General features: G+C 50.0%; 12 protein-coding genes, 2 rRNA genes and 1 pseudogene. 9 read left to right on the forward strand and 6 right to left on the reverse strand.

Translation table 11 applies throughout. The features are described from left to right. Positions 1 to 171: 171 nt before the first annotated feature. Together ACM5QY_RS04585 and rrf are read left to right on the forward strand one after the other, a co-directional pair. Positions 172 to 3,080: ribosomal RNA gene (locus ACM5QY_RS04585) — 23S ribosomal RNA — on the forward strand. Positions 3,081 to 3,201: 121 nt separating this feature from the next. Next, positions 3,202 to 3,317 (forward strand): 5S ribosomal RNA (gene rrf / locus ACM5QY_RS04590). 92 nt (positions 3,318 to 3,409) lie between these two features. Here rrf and mobB read toward each other — a convergent pair. Together mobB and mobA are read right to left on the reverse strand one after the other, a co-directional pair. Then, entirely contained in the window at positions 3,410 to 3,940 is a 531-nt protein-coding gene (gene mobB / locus ACM5QY_RS04595; protein WP_416119426.1) for a molybdopterin-guanine dinucleotide biosynthesis protein MobB, read from the reverse strand. Next, positions 3,937 to 4,524 carry a molybdenum cofactor guanylyltransferase MobA gene (gene mobA / locus ACM5QY_RS04600; protein ID WP_416119427.1) on the reverse strand — a complete coding sequence of 196 codons (588 nt, stop codon included), beginning with the start codon at positions 4,522 to 4,524 and terminating at the stop codon, positions 3,937 to 3,939. Before mobA ends, mobB begins: the two co-directional genes overlap by 4 nt. 149 nt (positions 4,525 to 4,673) lie before the next feature. On the opposite strand from mobA, the gene ACM5QY_RS04605 reads away from it, so the two are divergent. From ACM5QY_RS04605 to spfP, 5 genes and pseudogenes are all read left to right on the forward strand, one after another. Further along, positions 4,674 to 4,943: a YihD family protein gene (locus tag ACM5QY_RS04605; RefSeq protein WP_101079961.1), complete on the forward strand. Its 270-nt coding sequence runs from the start codon at positions 4,674 to 4,676 to the stop codon at positions 4,941 to 4,943. A gap of 92 nt (positions 4,944 to 5,035) precedes the next feature. Next, a complete protein-coding gene (locus ACM5QY_RS04610) occupies positions 5,036 to 6,022 on the forward strand; it encodes a serine/threonine protein kinase (RefSeq protein WP_416119429.1) in 987 nt (328 codons plus the stop codon). Between the two features lie 46 nt (positions 6,023 to 6,068). After that, complete coding sequence (dsbA, locus tag ACM5QY_RS04615; RefSeq protein WP_416119430.1) at positions 6,069 to 6,692, forward strand: thiol:disulfide interchange protein DsbA; 624 nt, start codon at positions 6,069 to 6,071, stop codon at positions 6,690 to 6,692. Positions 6,693 to 7,080: 388 nt separating this feature from the next. Then, a pseudogene (gene polA, locus ACM5QY_RS04620) lies at positions 7,081 to 9,887 on the forward strand (DNA polymerase I). Positions 9,888 to 10,067: 180 nt separating this feature from the next. Continuing rightward, positions 10,068 to 10,115 (forward strand): small protein SpfP, encoded by a 48-nt coding sequence (gene spfP, locus ACM5QY_RS26495; RefSeq protein WP_071892919.1) that lies wholly within the window; start codon positions 10,068 to 10,070, stop codon positions 10,113 to 10,115. A gap of 164 nt (positions 10,116 to 10,279) precedes the next feature. On the opposite strand, the gene yihA is transcribed toward spfP, so the two are convergent. After that, complete coding sequence (gene yihA / locus ACM5QY_RS04625) at positions 10,280 to 10,924, reverse strand: ribosome biogenesis GTP-binding protein YihA/YsxC (protein ID WP_410151203.1); 645 nt, start codon at positions 10,922 to 10,924, stop codon at positions 10,280 to 10,282. 579 nt (positions 10,925 to 11,503) lie between these two features. On the opposite strand from yihA, the gene yihI reads away from it, so the two are divergent. Further along, positions 11,504 to 12,058, forward strand: a complete 555-nt coding sequence (gene yihI, locus ACM5QY_RS04630) for a Der GTPase-activating protein YihI (RefSeq protein ID WP_416119431.1) — start codon at positions 11,504 to 11,506, stop codon at positions 12,056 to 12,058. 188 nt (positions 12,059 to 12,246) lie between these two features. Then, positions 12,247 to 13,620, forward strand: a complete 1,374-nt coding sequence (hemN, locus tag ACM5QY_RS04635) for an oxygen-independent coproporphyrinogen III oxidase (RefSeq protein ID WP_416119432.1) — start codon at positions 12,247 to 12,249, stop codon at positions 13,618 to 13,620. A 61-nt stretch (positions 13,621 to 13,681) separates the two neighbouring features. Here the strand turns inward: hemN and glnG are convergent, their stop codons facing one another. From glnG to glnA, 3 genes are all read right to left on the reverse strand, one after another. Beyond that, the gene (glnG, locus tag ACM5QY_RS04640) at positions 13,682 to 15,094 is read right to left on the reverse strand and encodes a nitrogen regulation protein NR(I) (RefSeq protein WP_104923917.1); all 1,413 of its coding nucleotides are present in this window, start codon (positions 15,092 to 15,094) and stop codon (positions 13,682 to 13,684) included. Positions 15,095 to 15,101: 7 nt separating this feature from the next. After that, entirely contained in the window at positions 15,102 to 16,151 is a 1,050-nt protein-coding gene (gene glnL, locus ACM5QY_RS04645) for a nitrogen regulation protein NR(II) (protein WP_416119433.1), read from the reverse strand. 254 nt (positions 16,152 to 16,405) lie between these two features. Continuing rightward, positions 16,406 to 17,815, reverse strand: a complete 1,410-nt coding sequence (gene glnA / locus ACM5QY_RS04650; RefSeq protein WP_101079951.1) for a glutamate--ammonia ligase — start codon at positions 17,813 to 17,815, stop codon at positions 16,406 to 16,408. Positions 17,816 to 17,952: the final 137 nt, after the last annotated feature.

Consider the following 17,952-nt stretch of genomic DNA (forward strand, 5'->3'; position numbering starts at 1 on the left):
ACTTTAACGAGTCGTGTTTAAGATATTGCTCTTTAACAATCTGGAACAAGCTGAAAATTGAAAGTTTACAGCTGAACATCACTCTCCGTAGAAGTACTGAGTGGTGATTAGTCTGTAACAGAGTCTCTCAAATAATCGCAATGCGATGGTGGAAACACCTTCGGGTTGTGAGGTTAAGCGACTAAGCGTACACGGTGGATGCCTAGGCAGTCAGAGGCGATGAAGGGCGTGCTAATCTGCGAAAAGCGTCGGTAAGGTGATATGAACCGTAATAACCGACGATACCCGAATGGGGAAACCCAGTGTGTTTCGACACATTATCATTACATGAATACATAGTGTAATGAGGCGAACCGGGGGAACTGAAACATCTAAGTACCCCGAGGAAAAGAAATCAACCGAGATTCCCCCAGTAGCGGCGAGCGAACGGGGAAGAGCCCAGAACCAGCATCAGTTTGTGTGTTAGTGGAAGCGTCTGGAAAGTCGCACAGTATAGGGTGATAGTCCCGTACACAAAAATGCACAGATTGTGAGTTCGATGAGTAGGGCGGGACACGTGACATCCTGTCTGAATATGGGGGGACCATCCTCCAAGGCTAAATACTCCTGACTGACCGATAGTGAACCAGTACCGTGAGGGAAAGGCGAAAAGAACCCCGGCGAGGGGAGTGAAATAGAACCTGAAACCGTGTACGTACAAGCAGTGGGAGCCTCTTTTATGGGGTGACTGCGTACCTTTTGTATAATGGGTCAGCGACTTATATTTTGTAGCAAGGTTAACCGTATAGGGGAGCCGTAGGGAAACCGAGTCTTAACTGGGCGTCAAGTTGCAAGGTATAGACCCGAAACCCGGTGATCTAGCCATGGGCAGGTTGAAGGTTGGGTAACACTAACTGGAGGACCGAACCGACTAATGTTGAAAAATTAGCGGATGACTTGTGGCTGGGGGTGAAAGGCCAATCAAACCGGGAGATAGCTGGTTCTCCCCGAAAGCTATTTAGGTAGCGCCTCGTGAACTCATCTTCGGGGGTAGAGCACTGTTTCGACTAGGGGGCCATCCCGGCTTACCAACTCGATGCAAACTACGAATACCGAAGAATGTTATCACGGGAGACACACGGCGGGTGCTAACGTCCGTCGTGAAGAGGGAAACAACCCAGACCGCCAGCTAAGGTCCCAAAGTCATGGTTAAGTGGGAAACGATGTGGGAAGGCATAGACAGCCAGGATGTTGGCTTAGAAGCAGCCATCATTTAAAGAAAGCGTAATAGCTCACTGGTCGAGTCGGCCTGCGCGGAAGATGTAACGGGGCTAAACCATGCACCGAAGCTGCGGCAGCGACGCTTATGCGTTGTTGGGTAGGGGAGCGTTCTGTAAGCCGTCGAAGGTGAACTGTGAGGTTTGCTGGAGGTATCAGAAGTGCGAATGCTGACATAAGTAACGATAATGCGGGTGAAAAACCCGCACGCCGGAAGACCAAGGGTTCCTGTCCAACGTTAATCGGGGCAGGGTGAGTCGACCCCTAAGGCGAGGCTGAAAAGCGTAGTCGATGGGAAGCTGGTTAATATTCCAGCACTTGGTGTTACTGCGAAGGGGGGACGGAGAAGGCTAGGCTAGCCGGGCGACGGTTGTCCCGGTTCAAGCGTGTAGGGGGGAAGAGTTGGTAAATCCGCTCTTTTGTATAACCCTGAGGCGTGATAACGAGCCACTACGGTGGTGAAGTAGTTGATGCCATGCTTCCAGGAAAAGCCTCTAAGCTCCAGGTAACACGAAATCGTACCCCAAACCGACACAGGTGGTCAGGTAGAGAATACTCAGGCGCTTGAGAGAACTCGGGTGAAGGAACTAGGCAAAATGGTGCCGTAACTTCGGGAGAAGGCACGCTGGCGCGTAGGTGAAGGGACTTGCTCCCGGAGCTGAATCCAGTCGAAGATACCAGCTGGCTGCAACTGTTTAATAAAAACACAGCACTGTGCAAACACGAAAGTGGACGTATACGGTGTGACGCCTGCCCGGTGCCGGAAGGTTAATTGATGGGGTTAGCAGCAATGCGAAGCTCTTGATCGAAGCCCCGGTAAACGGCGGCCGTAACTATAACGGTCCTAAGGTAGCGAAATTCCTTGTCGGGTAAGTTCCGACCTGCACGAATGGCGTAATGATGGCCAGGCTGTCTCCACCCGAGACTCAGTGAAATTGAACTCGCTGTGAAGATGCAGTGTACCCGCGGCAAGACGGAAAGACCCCGTGAACCTTTACTATAGCTTGACACTGAACATTGAGCCTTGATGTGTAGGATAGGTGGGAGGCTTTGAAGCGAGGACGCCAGTTCTTGTGGAGCCAACCTTGAAATACCACCCTTTAATGTTTGATGTTCTAACTCGGCCCCGTAATCCGGGGTGAGGACAGTGTCTGGTGGGTAGTTTGACTGGGGCGGTCTCCTCCTAAAGAGTAACGGAGGAGCACGAAGGTTAGCTAATCACGGTCGGACATCGTGAGGTTAGTGCAATGGCATAAGCTAGCTTGACTGCGAGAGTGACGGCTCGAGCAGGTACGAAAGTAGGTCATAGTGATCCGGTGGTTCTGAATGGAAGGGCCATCGCTCAACGGATAAAAGGTACTCCGGGATAACAGGCTGATACCGCCCAAGAGTTCATATCGACGGCGGTGTTTGGCACCTCGATGTCGGCTCATCACATCCTGGGGCTGAAGTAGGTCCCAAGGGTACGGCTGTTCGCCGTTTAAAGTGGTACGCGAGCTGGGTTTAGAACGTCGTGAGACAGTTCGGTCCCTATCTGCCGTGGGCGTTGGAAGATTGAGAGGGGCTGCTCCTAGTACGAGAGGACCGGAGTGGACGCATCACTGGTGTTCGGGTTGTCATGCCAATGGCATTGCCCGGTAGCTAAATGCGGAAAAGATAAGCGCTGAAAGCATCTAAGCGCGAAACTTGCCTCGAGATGAGTCTTCCCTGTGGCTTTAAGCCACCTGAAGGGACGTTTAAGACTAAGACGTTGATAGGCTGGGTGTGTAAGTGCAGCGATGCATTGAGCTAACCAGTACTAATGACCCGAGAGGCTTAACCTTACAACACCAAAGGTGTTTTTAGAGATTCTGTGCAGATACTTTGATTTTCAGCTGATGTTCCGAGATTGGTTCGTAGTGCAAACCTGAGACAGGGTAAGCGTTATGGATGAAACAGAATTTGCCTGGCGGCAGTAGCGCGGTGGTCCCACCTGACCCCATGCCGAACTCAGAAGTGAAACGCCGTAGCGCCGATGGTAGTGTGGGGTCTCCCCATGCGAGAGTAGGGAACTGCCAGGCATCAAACAAGTGGAAAGCCCTGTACTGACGTACAGGGCTTTTTGCTATGTGGAATTTGAGAAATATTGAATGAGCAGGAGCAGATGTCGCGCCTATTCTCTCTTTTTTTCCAACCATTCGACGATAAACTCACCTATTTCATCAGGGTTATTAAGATCTAAAACCCTGATATTGTTGAAAACGGCTGCTGAAGTAAGATCCGTAGCAACAGCAAGCACATGCTCATCGATTAACTGATCCGACGGTCTTCCTGTTTCTTCTCTGTGAAGGGCAATCTTTTCAATTCCCTCATGCTTGAACCCCTCCACTAAAATCATATCCAGACTGTGGCCGTCAAAGCGGCTGGCCAGATAGTGAAGATCAGGCTGATTTTGCTGAGGTGTCTCCGTTATAAGTGCCCACCTGTTGTTGCTGGCGACCATAGTCTGATCCGCGCCAGCTTTGCGTAGCTCGAAGCTATCCTTTCCCGGAGAATCTACGTCAACATCATGATGAGTATGCTTTATCAGGCCTGTCCGGATACCACGTGAACGTAAATACGGGATGAGTTGTTTCAGCAGCGTCGTCTTACCTGTTCCGCTGTATGCGACGATTCCAAGTAAAGGGATCTGTGTACTTTTCATAGTTTGATGTCTCGCTGACTAGCCTTCCAAAGTTCAACATCTTCCGGTGTATTGAGGTTTGAAAAAGCTGAAGGATCCTGGAACAGAGCTGATTTAGCGCCTATTTTTTCGAAGAAAAACATCAGTTTTCTGTCACCATTTCCAAGATAGGATTCAAGATCTGGCATAACTTTTCGATTCAGAAGGCAAAGTGTCGGATGGGCTCTTTCAGGATCACGAGCATAAACGGCCTGCTGCCCGTCAGCTTCGGCCCTCAATGCTTCAGCAAGATTGTCTGGGAAGGCAGGAACATCACAGGGGACAAAGAGTATCCATTCGGTTTTACTCACCGATAATGCGGCAAGCATGCCAGCCAGCGGGCCGGAGAAGTCGGGTGTAATATCCGGAACGGTCATAAAATCCCTCCCATAACGTTCAGCATTCTGGTTACAGCTGATTAGGATTTCACCGACCTGAGGTCGTAATTTCTCGGCGATATGTTCAAATAGTGGCCGCCCATTGACTTCCACCAGCCCCTTATCTTCGCCCATTCTGGTTGAGCGGCCACCAGCCAAAATAACGCCAGTAATATCACTGCGGTTCATAATTTTCCTGCCGGGAAATTTGTATTGTGATGATTGTAACGTCTAACGATAAGCGCGGGCAGGTTTAACTTTTCGTCATAAGCTTGCTCTTCCCCAAAGGAAATAACCCTGTTATTTTTAGGGTCTGTAAGCTAATGGAGAGAAATACTGTGAAAGAGCATCGCGTAAACGAGTTGATTGAATTACTGCATCCGGCATGGAAAGAAGATTGTGATCTGAATCTGATGGAGTTTATTCAGAAACTGGCGACCGAATGTGGTTACCAGGGGCCGTTGGGTGAACTGAGCGATGACACCTTGATTTATCACCTTAAAATGCGTGGTACCGATAGCACAGCGGAAATCCCGGGGCTTAAGAAAGACTACGAGGATGACTTTAAAACCGCTCTTTTACGTGCCCGTGGCGTGATTAAAGATTGATGTAAACTTATGTGAACTTCATGCGTGCCGCTAAAAATAGATGATACTATTTCGCATTGTCATTTTTCTGTGCGGCCAATCCGAATGAAGTCATGAATAATTCAGCATTTAATTTTCAGGCATTGTCGCCGGATCTTATCCTTGATGCTTTAGAGAGTGTCGGTCTTGTCGCTGAGTCCGGCCTCACTGCATTAAACAGCTATGAGAATAGGGTTTACCAGTTTCTTGGTGAAGACAGAAAACGGTACGTCGTGAAATTTTACCGCCCGGAACGCTGGAGCGAAGCGCAAATTTACGAAGAACACCGTTTTTCGCTTGATATGGCTCATGCTGAAATACCGGCTGTCGCTCCCCTTTCTATCAATAAAGATACTCTTCACCGCCATCAGGGTTACTTATTCACTGTGTTTCCCAGTGTCGGTGGCCGTCAGTATGAAATCGATAACCTGGATCAGCTGGAATGGGTAGGCCGCTTTCTTGGGCGCATTCATCAGGTTGGTAGTCAGAGCCAGTTCAAAGTGCGTCCTACGATAGGTTTGGATGAGTATCTGACGCAGCCGCGCGAAGTTCTTGCACAATGTTCCCTTATCCCTGTCAGCCTGCGCGAACCTTTCTTATCAGTTACTGATAACCTGATAAGCACGACGCGGGAATTTTGGCATACGGACTGGCAGCCATTACGTCTGCATGGCGATTGCCATCCGGGAAATATTCTCTGGCGTGATGGTCCGCTGTTTGTCGATATGGATGATGCCCGCACCGGACCGGCCGTTCAGGATTTGTGGATGCTATTGCATGGCGAGCAAAGTGAACAACGAATTCAGTTAGATATCTTGCTGGAAGCTTATGAGGAATTTGCCGATTTTGATTCCAGTGAACTGGCCTTAATTGAGCCGCTGCGTGCTATGCGCATGATTTATTACCTGGCCTGGGTCGCGAAGCGCTGGGGGGATCCGGCGTTTCCAAAAAGCTTCCCGTGGATGCAGGACGAAGACTTTTGGCGTGGTCAGATAGCCGCTTTCACCGAGCAAATTAAGAAATTACAGGCACCTCCTTTACAGCTGATGCCAATGTATTGAGTCACGATTAATATTCGAAGTTTAATTAAATGGAGATAGGCTATATATGAAAAAGATATTCCTGGCACTGGTTGGTATGGTTATGGCCTTCAGTGTATCTGCAGCACAGTTTTCTGATGGTGCACAATACGTTACTTTAGATAAAACCGTTGCTAATGAACCACAGGTAATCGAGTTCTTCTCATTTTATTGCCCGCACTGCTACCAGTTTGAACAAGTCTGGCATGTATCAGACAGCATCCGTAAGAACCTGCCAAAAGATGTGAAATACACCAAATACCACGTGGAATTCCTGGGGCCTTTGGGTAAACAATTAACTCAGGCATGGGCTGTTGCTATTGCGTTGGGTGTTGAGGATAAAGTCAGCCCGCTGATGTTTGATGCCGTTCAGAAACAGCAGTCTGTACAGACTGCTGATGATATCCGTAAGGTATTTATTCAGGCGGGTGTGAAAGGTGAAGACTATGATGCTGCACTTAACAGTTTTGTGGTGAAATCACTGGTTGTTCAGCAGGAAAAAGCCGCTGCCGATCTGGGTCTGCAAGGCGTGCCTTCTGTATTTGTGAACGGCAAATATATGGTTAAAAATGAAGGACTTGATACCAGTTCAATGGACATTTACGTCAAACAATACTCTGATGTCATTAACTTCTTATCGACAAAAAAATAAGACGTGTTGATCCCAACGCCAGCCTTCGGGCTGGCGTTATATTTTGGTAAAATTAAAAACCAGAAATGATTGCAGGCTAAAATATAAATGTTTTTTACCAGGAATGCTTTTGAATAAATATTACTATCCACAAAAGCCATTAAGTTTCTATTACACTACGATCCCGCGCATACTGACTATAACCTCATGAAACCAGTAGTTAAAATTCTGCAACATTTCCCGATGCAATTCAGAGAATAATTCCCTGTAGAAACTATTCACAAACTTATCCACAGGACGATCCTTCGAGATCCCTCGCAAGTTCGCAATGATTTTTCCTCCTGAGGTTCGTCTTTCCGGCTGGCTATGGCATCCTTAGAGCATGTCTGATCACGAATGAAGAAGAGTTATGGCCCAGATAGCAGAAAACCCCTTAATCTTGGTGGACGGTTCGTCTTACCTTTATCGCGCTTATCATGCGTTCCCGCCGCTGACCAACTCAGTGGGTGAACCGACAGGTGCGATGTATGGTGTGCTTAATATGTTGCGCAGTTTATTGCTGCAATACACACCAAGCCATGTCGCCGTGGTTTTCGACGCGAAAGGCAAAACCTTCCGTGACGAACTTTTTGAACAGTACAAATCACATCGTCCTCCGATGCCTGATGATCTGCGTTCGCAGATTGAGCCTTTGCATCAAATGGTTAAAGCCATGGGGTTGCCGCTGCTGGTGGTTTCCGGCGTGGAAGCTGACGACGTGATCGGTACTCTGGCACTGGAAGCGGAAAAGGCGGGTCATGCCGTTCTTATCAGTACCGGCGATAAAGATATGGCGCAACTGGTTACACCGGGCGTTACGCTGATTAACACCATGAATAATGCGATTCTTGGGCCTGAAGAAGTCGTTGAGAAGTATGGTGTACCGCCTGAACTGATTATCGATTTCCTGGCACTTATGGGTGATTCTTCGGATAACATTCCGGGCGTGCCGGGTGTTGGGGAGAAAACCGCACAAGCCCTATTGCAGGGTATTGGCGGCCTTGATGCGTTGTATGCTGATCTTGATAAGGTTTCGACATTAAGTTTCCGTGGTTCTAAAACCATGGCCGCGAAGCTTGCGGAAAATAAAGACGTCGCTTATCTGTCCTATCAGCTGGCAACCATTAAAACAGATGTTAAGCTCGATTTAACCTGTGCTGAACTGACCGTTTCAGAACCTGATGCTGATGAGCTTCATCAGTTATTTGGCCGTTATGAATTTAAACGCTGGCTGGCCGATGTTGAATCGGGCACCTGGCTGAGCGGTAAAAAATCTGCAGTTAAAGCGTCAGCCGCATCGAAAAAGAATTCAGAAGCAACGGAAGTCACCTCAGCAGAGCAACCTCTTGAACGCAAACAGCTTTCTCAGGAAGGTTATGCCACGATTCTGGATCAGGCGACTCTGGACGAATGGATCGGTTATCTGAAAGCCTCCGACGTTTTCGCTTTCGATACAGAAACCGATGGTCTGGATACGCTGACGGCCAACCTGATTGGGCTGTCTTTAGCGACAGAACCAGGCAAAGCCGCTTATCTGCCCGTTGCTCACGATTATCTGGATGCGCCGGTACAACTTGATCGCGATGAAGTGCTTAAGCAATTTAAACCGTTACTGGAAGACGAGAAGCAGTTGAAAGTCGGGCAGAACCTGAAATTCGATCGCGGCATCTTAATGCGCTATGACATCGAAATGAAAGGCATCGCTTACGACACAATGCTTGAATCGTACGTGCTTGACAGTGTGTCAGGCCGCCATGATATGGACAGTCTGGCAGATCGTTACCTTGGGCATAAAACCGTAGGTTTTGAAGAGATTGCGGGGAAAGGCAAAAACCAGCTGACTTTCAACCAGATCGCTCTCGAACAGGCCGCGCCGTATGCTGCTGAAGATGCGGACGTCACGTTGCAATTGCATCAGGCGCTCTGGCCACGTATTCAGGAAAGTGAATCGCTGAAGAAAGTCTTCACTGAAATTGAAATGCCTCTGGTGCCTGTTCTGTCTCATATCGAACGCACCGGTGTCTTGATTGACCAGAATATTTTGGCTGCTCACTCTAAAGAGCTGGCAATTCGCCTGAACGAGCTGGAAAACAGAGCGCACGAGCTGGCGGAAGAACCTTTTAATCTTTCTTCGACCAAACAGCTTCAGGCTATTTTGTATGAAAAACAGAAATTGCCGATTCTGAAGAAAACGCCGGGCGGCGCGCCATCGACGAATGAAGAAGTTCTGGCTGAACTGGCACTGGATTATCCGTTGCCGAAAGTGATTCTGGAATATCGTGGTCTGGCGAAGCTGAAATCAACCTATACCGACAAACTGCCTTTGATGATCAACCCGCTTTCTGGCCGGGTTCATACCTCGTATCATCAGGCGGTGACGGCCACCGGTCGTCTTTCCTCCAGTGATCCCAACCTGCAAAATATCCCGGTGCGAAATGATGAAGGCCGTCGCATTCGTCAGGCTTTTATTGCGCCAAAAGATTACATCATTCTGGCTGCCGACTACTCGCAGATTGAGTTGCGTATCATGGCACATTTATCCAAAGATGAAGGTTTGCTGAAAGCGTTTGCTGAAGGCAAAGATATTCACCGGGCGACCGCAGCGGAAGTCTTTGGCACGCCGCTGGAAAGCGTCACCGGCGAACAGCGTCGCAGCGCCAAGGCAATTAACTTCGGTCTGATTTATGGCATGAGCGCTTTCGGTTTGTCCCGTCAGTTGAACATTCCCGTAAAGAGTCCCAGCGTTATATGGATTTGTATTTCGAGCGCTATCCGGGCGTACTCGAATATATGGAGCGCACCCGCACTCAGGCGTCTGAGCAGGGCTATGTTGAAACGCTTGATGGCCGCCGTCTGTATCTGCCAGATATTAAATCCAGTAACGCCATGCGTCGTAAAGGCGCCGAGCGTGCTGCAATCAACGCCCCGATGCAGGGAACGGCGGCGGACATTATCAAACGCGCCATGATCAGCGTCGCTGACTGGCTGAAACAACCGGATGCTCCGCGTGCCCGCATCATCATGCAGGTACACGATGAACTGGTGTTTGAGGTGCATAAGGATGATGTCACGGCAGCGAGCGAGAAAATTCGCGATCTGATGGAAGCGAGTATGACGCTGGCAGTTCCGCTAAAAGTGGATGTCGGAACGGGTGAAAACTGGGATCAGGCTCACTAAGTGATAATTTGACTAAGTGGATAGGAATTAAGCTTTTTTTGTAATTAAGCTACAGAATTATGTGCTCAGACCTTGAAGGTGATCGCATAATCCACGATTTTTGTGTAAGTAAACTACAAAAAGTTCTTTTTCCCCGTCAGGAAATAGGGTAAAGTTTCTCTCGTAGGGTACAGAGGTAAGATGTTCTATCTTTCAGACCTTTTACTTCACGTAATCGGATTTGGCTGAATATTTTAGCCGCCCCAGGCATTTATGTCTGGGGCGTTTTTTATTGTGCTTTTCATGGCGTTGCTAAAGATTTCGCTCAAACGCGACCCATAAAAAAGGGCAACCTGCTGGCCACCCTGATGATGTTTTTTACTTAACATGCCATTCAAAAATGGCCGGCAACTTTATTCGCCGGACAATTCTTCTTCCAGTACTTCCGGTGGGATCTCACTGAACCAGGTGTTCAGCTTGTCGCTTAGTTTATCCACGCCCATTTTCTTCGGCGAGGAGAACGCTTCTACCTGAATATCGCCCATGAATTCTTTTACCGCTTCACGGACCATTTTGATCTGTGCCTGACGCGCACCGGAAGCCAGTTTGTCGGCTTTAGTCAGCAATAACATGACCGGCGTACCGACATCGACAGCCCACTGAATCATCTGCTGATCCAGATCTTTAAGCGGATGACGGATATCCATCAGCACAACCAGACCTTTCAGCGAGTTACGCATTTGCAGATATTCGCCCAGCGCGCGCTGCCATTTGCGTTTCATTTCTTCCGGTACTTCCGCGTAACCGTAACCCGGCAAATCGACCAGACGGATGCCTGGTTTGACTTCGAACAGGTTGATCAGCTGAGTACGTCCCGGTGTTTTACTGGTACGTGCGAGGCTTTTTTGCTGTGTCAGTGTATTCAGCGCACTGGATTTGCCGGCGTTTGAACGACCAGCAAATGCGACTTCAATGCCTTCGTCAGCTGGCAAGTGCCGGATATCCGGGGCGCTCATGACGAAATGGGTCATATGATAGTTGTATGTTTGGCTGGTCAAAACGTGCGTCTCCGTGAGGCATGAGTATCTGGCTGGCGATTATAACTGCAACAGAGCCGAGATGTGTTCGTGTTTTTGAAATCCGAATAATGAGGCGAAGGGACCACAGAGATGAAGGCGGGGGAAATTGCCTTCATGATGTAAGACATTTGCTATTCATGATGCGGGATATTTCGCTTGTTTTATCGCAGTATTCTTTAATTCTTATCTTAATCAATAAGATATATTTTGAGTGTTTCCGAAACCTCACAGGCGATTGGCGGGTATCTTGAGCCTTTGCGCCAGTCGGGTAAAGTAATTCTTACGCGATGAAGGCAAGTAGGGAAACACGGATGAATTTTGCATTCACGGATCACAGGAAATGCATTGCGATTTAAGGATGAACGGGGCTGGAGGCTCTGAAAGGCAAAGGAAAAACCGGGACGTTGACGCTATACAGGGAACGTGTTTGATGAATATCCTTCTGATGAAGGAAAGAAAAAGGCAGCAAGGTTACCTTGCTGCCTTTTTTCTTTGTTCGCTTTCTGCTAGATTCCGGCGCAAATCTATACTAAATGTACACACCTAAGAGCAGATGCCATGAAACAGCCAGCGAAAGCCCCGCGTGCCAATACCGCGACAACTAAAACAAAGAAGAAAAATCGCGTCGAGCTTGATATCGAAGCGCGCGAACGCAAGCGTGACAACAAGCGTCGTGGCCATAAAGCTGGCTCACGCGCTAATCCGGGGGCAGCCCAGAACCAAAGCGGTTCTGATGCTAAAAAATCCGATCCGCGCATCGGCAGCAAGAAAGCCGTGCCATTGATTATTGAAACTGTCACCAACAATGCGGCGAAGGCTAAAAAAGCGGCTCAGCCGAAGCAAGATGCAACACCAAAAATGTCACCGCAAGAAGAACTGACGCTGCTGGAAAATGATGCGCGTCTGGATTCGCTGTTGGATCTCATCGACGATGGCAAAGCTCTTAGCGCAGAAGATCAGGCTTATGTTGATCAGACGCTGGATCGCATTGATGTTCTGATGGAAATCCTCGGCATTGAACTCGGCGACGACGAAGATGAAGAAGAAGAAGAAGAGAAAAACGAAGACATGATGCAGTTGCTTAAGCGCGGAAATCCAAAAGACGGTTTCTAAGCCATGCGCTGGGTCATCCCGGCAATAGCCTTACTCTTTGCATGTTATCTGCTTTGGTTATTCGGTAAACTACGGCGGTTATCGAAAACCAAAGCACGTTTGCGCAGAGCGACCTTTGCACGGCAGGCCCAAAGCCTGCCTGTGAGGCGAACCGGCAGCATCCGGCGCCGGAAGGAGTAAGTCACCCCATGTCAGAACAGACAACCGTCTGGGATTTAGCGCTGATCCAGAAGTACAATTACTCAGGTCCGCGATACACATCCTATCCAACAGCACTCGAATTCAGCGAAAGCTACGATAATGCAGCCTTTAAAAAAGCGGCTGGGCGTTATCCTGAGCGTTCCCTCTCGCTGTATGTGCACATTCCTTTCTGCCATAAGCTCTGCTATTTCTGCGGCTGCAATAAACTGGTGACCCGTCAGCAGCATAAAGCCGAAGAATATCTTAATGTCCTTGAGAAAGAGATCAGCCACCGTGCGCCGCTCTTTAAAGGCCGTCAGGTCAGCCAGCTTCATTGGGGCGGTGGTACTCCGACTTACCTGAATAAAGCGCAGATAAGCCGTCTGATGAGCCTTCTGCGGGCACACTTCGATATCCTGCCTGATGCAGAGATGTCGCTGGAAGTCGATCCGCGTGAAATAGAGCTGGATGTTCTCGACCATCTGCGCAGTGAAGGTTTTAATCGTCTGAGCATGGGTGTGCAGGATTTCAATAAAGAAGTGCAACGCCTGGTAAACCGCGAGCAGGACGAAGACTTCATTTTTGCGCTGATTGAACGGGCGCGTGCGCTGGGTTTTAACTCCACCAATATCGATCTCATCTACGGCCTGCCAAAACAAACCTCAGAAAGTTTTGCGTTTACGCTAAAACGCGTAGCGCAGCTTAACCCCGACCGCCTGAGTGTTTTCAATTACGCGCATATGCCGAAACTGTTCGCCGCTCAGCGCAAAATCAAAGATGCAGATTTACCCGGTGCCGAAGAAAAGCTGAAGATTTTGCAGGAAACCATCGCTTCGTTAACGGATTCCGGATACCGCTTTATCGGCATGGATCACTTCGCCCGCCCGGATGATGAACTGGCCGTGGCGCAGCGCGAAGGTAAATTGCATCGCAACTTCCAGGGCTACACCACGCAGGGCGACAGCGATTTGTTAGGCATGGGCGTTTCGGCGATCAGTATCCTGGGCGACACCTATGCGCAAAATGAAAAAGACCTGAAAACTTACTACGCCCGCGTAGAAGCAGAAGGAAATGCGTTGTGGCGGGGTCTGGAAATGACCGGGGACGATTGCCTGCGCCGCGACGTAATCAAAGCGCTGATCTGCCATTTCGAGCTGGATTTTGCTGATATCGAAAAACGCTACGGGATTCAGTTTACGGATTACTTTGCCGATGATTTAGCGTTGCTGGATCCGCTTGTCAAAGACGGTCTGGTGGAATTCGGTGAAAATCACATTCAGGTCACGCCGCGCGGTCGTCTGCTGATCCGCAACATCTGCATGTGCTTTGATATTTATCTCCGCCGCCAGGTTCGCCAGCAGCAATTCTCCCGCGTTATCTGATGCACTCTGCACCAACAAAAACAGCCGCATCTGCGGCTGTTTTGCTTTCAGACAAATGACGTTATTCCATGCCTAATTCTTTCAGTTTACGGGTCAGGGTATTTCGCCCCCATCCGAGCAAGCGTGCAGCTTCCTGTTTGTGCCCCTGAGTGTGACGCAGAGCCGTGGTCAATAGCGTACGCTCCATTTCCGGCTGTGCTTCTGACAGCAGGTTTTGATGACCGGAACGCAGGGCGCGATCGGCCCATTGTGCCAGCAGCGTTGCCCAGCTGTCCGGCAGGCTTTGGCCGCCCGTTTCTGGCGCTGTCGTTTCAAACAGTTCGCTCGGTAAATCCTGAATTAACACTTCCTGACCGGCGGCCATAACGGTTAACCAGCGGCAGGTGTTTTCCAGCTGGCGCACGTTCCCCTGCCACGGCAGGCGCGTCAGCGCCGTTTCAGTTTCAGGGTGAAGATTCTTGGCTTCAACACCCAGCTCTTTCGCCGCAACTTGCAGGAAGTAACGCGCCAGACGCGGAATATCTTCACGACGTTCACGCAGTGGAGGCAGGTGCACGCGGATGACATTCAGACGGTGGAATAAATCCTCACGGAATTTGCCTTCCTGAACCCTCAGCTCCAGATTCTGGTGGGTGGCCGCAATAATCCGGACATCCACTTTCACTGGCGCATAGCCACCGACCCGGTAGAACTGCCCGTCAGCCAGCACGCGCAGCAGGCGGGTTTGTACGTCGAGCGGCATATCACCAATTTCATCGAGGAACAGCGTGCCGTTATCGGCCTGCTCAAAACGTCCCTGCCGGATGGTATTGGCCCCGGTAAATGCGCCTTTCTCGTGCCCGAATAATTCGGACTCAATCAGGTCTTTCGGGATCGCCGCCATATTCAGTGCGATAAACGGCGCTTTGGCGCGCGGGCTGTGGCGGTGTAGGGCATGGGCGACCAGCTCTTTACCGGTACCCGATTCCCCGTTAATCAGTACGCTGATTGAGGAGCGTGATAACCGGCCAATAATGCGGAACACATCCTGCATTGCTGGCGCTTCACCAATAATATCCGCCGTCGGGCCGCTGGCTGGCTGGGTGCGGGCCGGTTGCTGTTGTTCCTGATAATGACTAATCGCACGTTCGACAAGCGCAACGGCTTCATCGATATCGAACGGTTTTGGCAGATAATCAAATGCACCTTGCTGATAGGCGCTGACCGCTGCATCCAGATCGGAATGCGCTGTCATTATGATGACCGGAAGCATCGGATGGCGTTGTTTAATCTGTTTTAACAGCGCTAAACCGTCCATGCCGGGCATACGAATATCTGATAACAAAACGTCAGGGGTTTGAGTCGCAATGGCATCAAGCACTTCATTGCCGCTGTCAAACGTGGTGCAGGTTAAACCGGCTCCGGTGAGCGCGCGTTCAAGTACCCAGCGGATGGAGCTATCGTCATCGACGATCCAGACTATCCCTCGTTGCATAAGAACCTCACTGGCGAATAGGCAGGAAAACCGAGAATTCGGTGTGTCCTGGCCAACTGTTAAATTCAACTTTACCCGAATGCTGATCAATCAAACTGCGTGCGATGGACAGGCCTAAACCGGTGCCCCCTTCGCGGCCACTGACCATGGGGTAAAAAAGGGTGTCCTGCAAATGCGCCGGTACGCCGGGGCCGTCATCTTCAATATCGATACGGGCCACCAGACGATAACGCACGCCGTGTAACGTAATCTGGAAAGCAGTGCGCGTGCGCAACGTAATTGTGCCGCCTTCGTCCCCGAGCGCCTGCAATGCGTTGCGGGTGATGTTTAACAAAATCTGTTCTATCTGATCCGGGTCGTGGGCCAGTTCCGGCAGGCTAGGGTCATAGTCCCGCACTAATTGAACGTTATCCGGCTTTTCCATCGACACCAACTGGCAAACGCGTTCGGCAACCTGATGAATACTTTGTGTGACGTGCTGGCTAGGGCGTTGTGGCCCCAGCAGGCGATCAACCAAATTACGCAGACGGTCAGCCTGCTCAATAATAACTTTGGTGTATTCCAGCAGAGCCGGGTCGGGCAATGCTCTGGATAACAACTGGGCAGCACCACGCAGCCCGCCGAGCGGGTTTTTAATTTCATGGGCCAGGCCGCGGATCAAATCACGCGCGGCAACCTGTTGAGCATGTTGCAGTTGTTCCTGACTCAGGCGTCTCTGGTTATCCATCGGCGCCAGTTCGACCAGAATGAAACCTTCCGGCAGCATCTGTGCGGTCAGTGACAACACATGTGCGCGGCCATCGACCACTAAGGTCACTTCGCTGTCTGTAAAGCCCTGTCCGGCGGTCAGACTTTCACGCATTAACTCGATATTGAGCGAAAAATACCCCACCAGTTCCGGCAAAGGGGTGCCAAAGAGTTTGCGGGAACTTTGCGCCAGTAACTGCTGAGCGGCAGGATTGGCATAATGCACAGCCAAATCGTCGTCCAACAACAGAACGCTGTTGATTAAGGAATTCAGGATCTGCCCAGCATCGGGCAGCTTGCCAGTTGCCATACCGCAGTCTCCCGCACCTGATGGGTGCATTTTTATCTCGCTACCCGGCGAAATCACGGGTCAGAGGGGTTAAGCAGGAAAGAGTGTGGAGAAAAAAGCCCATCCGGAGATGGGCTGAAAGTTTCCACGGCAACAAATAAAATCGTCTTACTTAATTTTGACGCTAAAGGCTTTCTGACTACCAGGCCTTCAGTCGGGTATTACGCTCAGCACCGGCCAAACGACTGGCGCTGAGTTCAGGGTTTAATCAGAAATTAAACGCTGTAGTACAGTTCGAACTCAACCGGGTGTGGAGTCATGCGCACACGGTCCATTTCTTCTTTACGCAGACCGATGTATGCATCGATAGCGTCATCAGTGAACACGCCGCCGCGAGTCAGGAACTCACGGTCTTCGTTCAGTGCGTTCAGAGCTTCTTCCAGTGAACCTGCAACTTTTGGAATTTCTGCTTCTTCTTCCGGTGGCAGGTCATACAGGTTTTTATCCATCGCGTCGCCAGGGTGGATCTTGTTGATGATACCGTCCAGGCCAGCCATCATCAGTGCAGCAAACGCCAGGTATGGGTTAGCCGCTGGATCAGGGAAGCGTGCTTCGATACGCATTGCTTTCGGGCTGGATACGTGTGGAATACGGATAGACGCAGAACGGTTACGCGCAGAATACGCCAGCATGACGGGTGCTTCGTAGCCCGGGACCAAACGCTTGTAGGAGTTGGTCGTCGGGTTAGCGTAGGCGTTGATCGCTTTAGCGTGTTTGATGATACCGCCGATGTAGAACAGTGCCATTTCAGACAGGCCGCCGTATTTGTCACCAGAGAACAGGTTATTACCGTTCTTGGACAAAGACATGTGGCAGTGCATACCGGAACCGTTATCGCCAAACATTGGTTTTGGCATGAAGGTCGCCGTTTTGCCAAATGCGTGAGCAACGTTGTGAACCACGTATTTGTAGATTTGGATTTCGTCAGCTTTCTTGGTCAGCGTGTTGAAGCGTGTTGCCACTTCGTTCTGGCCAGCCGTTGCTACTTCGTGGTGGTGGGCTTCAACAACCAGGCCCATTTCTTCCATGGTCAGACACATGGTAGAACGCAGATCCTGGGAGGAGTCGACCGGAGGAACCGGGAAGTAACCACCTTTAACTGCAGGACGGTGGCCTTTGTTGCCGCCTTCGTATTTGGTGCTTGAATTCCATGCGCCTTCGATATCATCGATAGCAACGTGGGAACCGGAGATGCTGCTGCCGAAGCGCACATCATCAAACAGGAAAAATTCTGGTTCTGGCCCGAACAGGACGGTGTCCGCGATACCGGAAGAGCGCAGGAAGTCTTCTGCACGTTTTGCGGTAGAGCGTGGGTCGCGGTCATAACCTTGCAGAGTGGTTGGCTCAAGGATGTCGCAGCGAATGATCAGCGTGGTTTCTTCGTAGAATGGGTCAAGAACAGCAGTGCTCGCATCTGGCATCAGAACCATGTCAGATTCGTTAATGCCTTTCCAGCCACCGATGGATGAACCATCAAACATTTTGCCTTCTTCGAAGAAGTCAGCGCTTACCTGGTGCGCTGGAATGGTGACGTGCTGTTCTTTACCCTTGGTGTCAGTGAAACGCAAATCTACGAATTTCACTTCATGCTCATTCAGCATCGTCAAAACGTGTTCAGCGGACATACTAGTTCTCCCGAATTTCTCATTATCGTCGTGGAACGAATAACCATTTTTGGTCTTTAGTTGGAAATAACAGCCTTACTTGAACTGGCGTGTGGCCTAAACAGCACTATCATTTGTCTGATCAGACTCTTTTCACC

The organism is Rahnella sp. PCH160, from assembly GCF_047784855.1.
GTDB lineage: Bacteria > Pseudomonadota > Gammaproteobacteria > Enterobacterales > Enterobacteriaceae > Rahnella.

Excerpts from the sequence above, each read along its gene's own strand:
- mobB (WP_416119426.1), bottom strand. The coding sequence starts at position 3,940 with ATGAAAAGTACACAGATCCCTTTACTTGGAATCGTCGCATACAGCGGA.
- mobA (WP_416119427.1), bottom strand. The coding sequence starts at position 4,524 with ATGAACCGCAGTGATATTACTGGCGTTATTTTGGCTGGTGGCCGCTCA.
- ACM5QY_RS04610 (WP_416119429.1), top strand. The coding sequence starts at position 5,036 with ATGAATAATTCAGCATTTAATTTTCAGGCATTGTCGCCGGATCTTATC.
- dsbA (WP_416119430.1), top strand. The coding sequence starts at position 6,069 with ATGAAAAAGATATTCCTGGCACTGGTTGGTATGGTTATGGCCTTCAGT.
- yihI (WP_416119431.1), top strand. The coding sequence starts at position 11,504 with ATGAAACAGCCAGCGAAAGCCCCGCGTGCCAATACCGCGACAACTAAA.
- hemN (WP_416119432.1), top strand. The coding sequence starts at position 12,247 with ATGTCAGAACAGACAACCGTCTGGGATTTAGCGCTGATCCAGAAGTAC.
- glnG (WP_104923917.1), bottom strand. The coding sequence starts at position 15,094 with ATGCAACGAGGGATAGTCTGGATCGTCGATGACGATAGCTCCATCCGC.
- glnL (WP_416119433.1), bottom strand. The coding sequence starts at position 16,151 with ATGGCAACTGGCAAGCTGCCCGATGCTGGGCAGATCCTGAATTCCTTA.
- glnA (WP_101079951.1), bottom strand. The coding sequence starts at position 17,815 with ATGTCCGCTGAACACGTTTTGACGATGCTGAATGAGCATGAAGTGAAA.